4 protein-coding genes are annotated in these 4,882 nt (G+C 70.6%); 2 read left to right on the forward strand and 2 right to left on the reverse strand.

Annotated features, from left to right (window positions below):
- The first annotated feature begins 286 nt into the window (after window positions 1-286).
- On the forward strand, window positions 287-1,501 hold the full coding sequence (epsE, locus tag D7X99_RS41495; protein ID WP_121782534.1) for an exopolysaccharide biosynthesis GT4 family glycosyltransferase EpsE: 1,215 nt from the start codon (window positions 287-289) through the stop codon (window positions 1,499-1,501).
- Window positions 1,502-1,507: 6 nt separating this feature from the next.
- Here the strand turns inward: epsE and D7X99_RS41500 are convergent, their stop codons facing one another.
- Entirely contained in the window at window positions 1,508-2,200 is a 693-nt protein-coding gene (locus tag D7X99_RS41500) for a DUF6445 family protein (protein WP_121782535.1), read from the reverse strand.
- A 391-nt stretch (window positions 2,201-2,591) separates the two neighbouring features.
- Here D7X99_RS41500 and D7X99_RS41505 point away from each other — a divergent pair, with 391 nt between their 5' ends.
- Entirely contained in the window at window positions 2,592-3,140 is a 549-nt protein-coding gene (locus D7X99_RS41505; RefSeq protein ID WP_158627161.1) for an RNA polymerase sigma factor, read from the forward strand.
- A 4-nt stretch (window positions 3,141-3,144) separates the two neighbouring features.
- On the opposite strand, the gene D7X99_RS41510 is transcribed toward D7X99_RS41505, so the two are convergent.
- Window positions 3,145-4,776, reverse strand: coding sequence for a mechanosensitive ion channel domain-containing protein (locus tag D7X99_RS41510; protein WP_346729819.1), 1,632 nt, complete (start codon window positions 4,774-4,776; stop codon window positions 3,145-3,147).
- Between the last annotated feature and the right edge of the window lie 106 nt (window positions 4,777-4,882).

Raw genomic sequence — 4,882 nt, forward strand, 5'->3', positions numbered from 1 at the left:
GTTCCAGGCGCGGCGGTCCAGCGCGAACCACAGCCGCGACAGCTCCGGCGAAGGCACGGCGCTGGCGGGCGGGGTCTCCTCGGCGGGCGGCGGGGGGCTCGAATCGGCGGACATGGGAGCGGCGACGGTATAACGCAATGAGGCGTCATGACCCAACGACCCGGACGGGCGGGCAGGCGAAGGAGCGCGCCACCGGTCTGCTGTCACGGCTGACACCCCCAAAAGGAGCGGCCCGCGCAGGGGTCCGCCGGGGGGCGTGGGGGACGCGGCGTGTTATGGAAGAGGGGTGCAGAAGATCGGCTACCTGATTCCCGAGTTCCCCGGCCAGACCCACATCTTCTTCTGGCGCGAGCTGCAGGCGCTGCCGGGGAAGGGCGTGTCACCGGAGCTGGTGTCCACCCGTCCGCCGCCCGCGCGCATCATCAGCCACAGCTGGGCGCGCGAGGCCATGACGCGCACGGAGTACCTGGCCCCGCCGCCCCCGCTGGGTGTGCTGCGTGCCGCGCTGGAGATTGCCCGGGCCATGCCGACGGGCTGGGCGCGGGTGCTGGCCTCCATCGCGAGGGCGGAGGGCCTGGACGCGAAGGGTCGCGCGCAGCTGGTGGCGTTCGCGGTGATGGGCGGCCGGCTGGCGTCGCTGGCGCGCGAGCGCGGCTGGACGCATGTGCACGTGCACTCCTGCGCCAACGCGGCGCACGTGGCCATGTTCGCGCACCTGTTGTCCGGGCTCACGTACAGCATGACGCTGCACGGGCCGTTGGATGACTACGGGCCGAACCAGCGGGAGAAGTGGCGGCACGCGAAGTTCGCCTTCGTCATCACCAAGAAGCTGCTGGGCGAAGTGCGCCAGGAGCTGGCGGGGAGCCTGCCGGACCGGATTGAACTGGCGCCCATGGGCGTGGAGCTGTCGCGCTTCCAGCGCACGGTGGCCTACGAGCCGTGGTCCGGAGAGGGCCCGCTGCGGCTGTTCGCGTGCGGCCGGCTGAACCCGTGCAAGGGGCACGCGGACCTCATCGACGCGGTGGGGATGCTGCGCAAGAAGGGCATCGACGCGCGGCTGTCCATCGCGGGCGAGGACGAGGCGGGCGGCACCACGTACCGCAAGGTGCTGGAGGCGAAGCTCGCGCAGGACGGCCTCGCGGACGCGGTGACGCTGCTGGGCGCGGTGAGCGAGGACGTGGTGAAGGACGGCATCCAGCGCTCGCACCTCTTCGCGCTGGCGAGCCTCCAGGAGCCGCTGGGCGTGGCCATCATGGAGGCCATGGCCATGCGCGCGCCGGTGGTGGTGACGGGCGCGGGCGGCGTGAAGGAGCTGGTGGACGACGGCGTGGACGGCGTGCTGGTGCCGCCGCAGGCGCCCGCCGTGCTGGCGGAGAAGCTGGAGAAGCTGGCGCGCGACCCGGCCGAAGCGGTGCGGCTGGGCGAGGCCGGCCGCCGCAAGGTGGAGGAGCAGTTCAGCAGCGAGCGCAGCGCGGACATGCTGGCGCGGATGCTGGCGTAGCCGCGCTCAGCGCACGGCCTTCCAGAAGAAGAGGGCGGTGGCGCGCTTGTTCCGCTTGTCACCCTGCCCGAAGTACGCGGTCGCCGAGTGCACGAAGTCGGCTCGGTAGACGATGAGGCGGTTGAAGACGTTCTCCACCTCCATGTCCGGCGCCCACGCGTTCGCGGGCAGCTTCGTCACGCCGAAGGCCTGGGTGAGGTTGACGCAGCCGGGAGGGCAGGTGTTGCCGCCCAGGCCGCCGCCGGGCATGCGCAGCCGGTAGAAGGACGTGCCCACGTGTTTCACGGGCGGCTTCGGGTGCAGGTAGATGACGCCCGCGAAGTCGCACAGCGCCAGCGAGTCCACGTGCGGCTTCGCGGTGGACTCCTTCTCCCCCACGAGCTGCACGTGGTTGTGGGACAGCGAGCCTTTCGCCGGGGCCTCCTGCTTGAGGGCGCGCACGCCGGCCTGTTCGCAGATCCACTGCTCGATGGGGGCCAGCTCCGCGGGCGTGAGCGCGTGGGGCGCGCGGATGCCGGGCCAGATTTCAGGCCGCCACGGGGCGCCCATCGTCCAGTCCTCGCGGGCCAGGTTGCGCTCGTAGACCTCCAGCGCGTTGGGCAGGGCGTTGTCCTTGATCCAGTAGTCCCGTCCCAGCTTCGGCTTCCGGTAGGGAAGCACGTCGCGGACGGCCGACTCCGGGCGCCGTTGTTCGAGCATGGGGGGCGTGTCAGCAAGAACCCTGCCGTGTTTCACGTGTGTTTCATGCATCGAGCCGGGGCGTTCTGCCCCATCCGCTGGGGGGCCTCGCCTCGCTGGGGCGTTTTGCCCCAGGGTCAATCGCCCCGGAGGGCCGTCGTCGTGAGTCTTCGCGCGGGATGACGACTGCTGATCATCCCGGCTCGCTTCTGTCGGAAACCCATGTGCACCTGCCCTGGATGGACATCCAAAAGACAGACACTGGATGCATTCGGGACGTTGGAGGCGGAAATGGCCGGGTGGGATAGGGTTTCCAGACACTCTGGGTAATCCCCGCAAAGAATGCCATGTCCGTATTGGAAGGTTTTGTCATCATGGCCCCGCGCGGAAACGGAGCTCGGGGGGCACTTCCATGGCTGACAATGAGATGCAGACGTTCGCGGCGCTGGTCATCCAATTCCGTTCGGGGCTCTTGAAGCACGCCCAGCGCATCCTGGGGAACGCGGCGGACGCGGAGGACCTGGTGCAGCACGCGCTGGACGAGGCGTGGAAGGAGCGGCTGCACCTTCAGGGGCCGGAGGCCTTCCGCGCGTGGACGGGACGGGTCATCAACACGCGGGCCATCAGCCTGTTGCGCCACCACCGCGCGGAGCAGCGCAAGGCGGTGAACGCGGGCTGGGTGACGGTGCTCGCGGATGATCCGGAGGAGGCCGAGGGCTGCGAGCTCTGGACCTTCATCCAGGAGAAGGACCTGCGCGAAGCGGTGGAGCGCCTCCCGCCGCAGCAGCGGGAGGTCTTCCACCTGCGAGCACAGGGGCGCTCCTACGTGAGCATCGGCGCCCAGGTGGGCCGCTCCACGGGCACGGTGGGCTGGTGGCTCCATCAGGTGCGCGAACAGCTGCGCGAGCGGCTCCAGCCCATCGCGGAGGAGCGCCGGCTCTCCGTGGGCACGTGGCACTGAAGCCTCAGCTGTTGCTCGCTCTCGCGGCCAGCAGCGCCGGGCCCGCGGCCTTCTCCTCCGGGAGGGGCAGGGGCGTGGCCTCCGCGCGCAGCAGCGGCAGTCCGTGCGGCTGGGCCTGGAGGTAGGCCACCAGCTTCTCTCGCACCAGGCAGCGCAGGTCGAACGCCTTGCCGGAGTCCGCCGCGCTCACCAGGGCGCGCAGCTTCATGGTGCGCTCGCTCAGGTCCGTCACCTGGAGCCCCTGCACCTTGCCGTCCCACAGCCCCTTGGACTCCTGCTCCAGGATGCGCTTGAGCTCCGCGCGCACCGCTGGCACGTCCGTGCGGAAGTCCACGTACAGCTCCGCCGTGCCCAATATCTCCGGCGACACCTTGCTCCAGTTCTGGAACGGCTTCTCCAGGAACTGCGTGATGGGGATGACCAGCCGGCGCAGGTCCCACACCTTCACGACGACGTAGGTGAGGGTGATCTCCTCGATCCACCCCCACTCGTTCTCGATGATGACCGTGTCGCCAATGCGCATGGGCTGCGTGATGGACAGCTGGATGCCCGCGAACAGCGTGGACAGGGACTTCTGCGCGGCCAGACCAATGGCCAGGCCCGCGATGCCCGCGGACGCCAGCAGCGACACGCCCACGTTGCGCACCGCCTCGAACTGGAGGAGCAGCAGCGACGCGGCCACCAGCACCACCGCCACCTCCACCACGCGCCGCAGGATGGCCAGCTGCGTGCGCAGCCCGCGCACCCTCGCCACGTCCGTGCCCTCCGGCGACTGCGCGACCTTGGCCTCCAGGAAGCGCGCGGCCCGGGTGAGGAAGCGCAGCACGAACAGCGCCACCGCCACGATGATGATGGAGCGCGCGCCCAGGTCCACCGTCTCCTGCGCCGGAGGAGGCAGCTTGAGGAACCGCGCCCCCGCCGCCACCAGCATGCCCGCCAGCACGTAGCGGATGCTCCCCTTGCCCGCGGCGAGCATCTCGTCATCCCAGCCGGACTTCGTCAGCCCCGCGGCGCGGGCACCCACCCGCAGCGTCACCGCCTCTCCCAGCCGCCCCAGCGCCCACGCTCCCACGAGCACGACCGCCAGCCCCAGCCACTGCCACGTCTCCAGCACCCACAGCGGGCGCGTGAAGAACACCGGCGGCAGCATCTCCAGCAGCGGCGACCCGTGCTCCTGGAAGAGCGTGTCGATGGCGCCCACCGTGTCCGCGCTGAAGACCCACACCGGGCCTCCTTCCGCGTCCACCCGCTCCAGCACGATGTCCTGGGGGCCTCGAGTCGTGGCCACCTGGCCCAGCACCTCGCGGCGGGCGCGCTCCCCGGGGCCAGCGGGCTCGCGGCCGATGCGCGCGAAGTCCAGCCACAGCGTCCGGTCCAGCACCACCACCAGCCGCCGCGCCAGGGTCAGCCCTTCCTCCGCCTGCGTCTCCGGAGGCAGCCGCGACAGGTCCAGGTAGTGCGGCGCCCGCAGCCCGTCCCGAGCATGCGCCGCCTCCAGGAACCCCACCGCCGTCGCCGTGGGCGTGCTCCGGTCCACCTCCGGCGGAGGCGGCGGCAGCCCCGCGTTCAGCGCGAAGGCCCCCACGGGTCCCAACAGCAGCAACATCCACAGCCACGGCGGCACGAAACGACGCACGGCACTCTCCTGATTCTTAGGTAATTTGAGAACAAACAATCACCCTGGACGGAGGCTGTCCAGCAGTGGTGACGCGGAAGGACAAGGGCAGGACGCGGTGCGGGCG

The sequence above is a fragment of the Corallococcus sp. AB032C genome, from assembly GCF_003668935.1.
Lineage (GTDB): Bacteria > Myxococcota > Myxococcia > Myxococcales > Myxococcaceae > Corallococcus > Corallococcus exiguus.

Excerpts from the sequence above, each read along its gene's own strand:
- D7X99_RS41500 (WP_121782535.1), bottom strand. The coding sequence starts at position 2,200 with ATGCTCGAACAACGGCGCCCGGAGTCGGCCGTCCGCGACGTGCTTCCC.
- D7X99_RS41505 (WP_158627161.1), top strand. The coding sequence starts at position 2,592 with ATGGCTGACAATGAGATGCAGACGTTCGCGGCGCTGGTCATCCAATTC.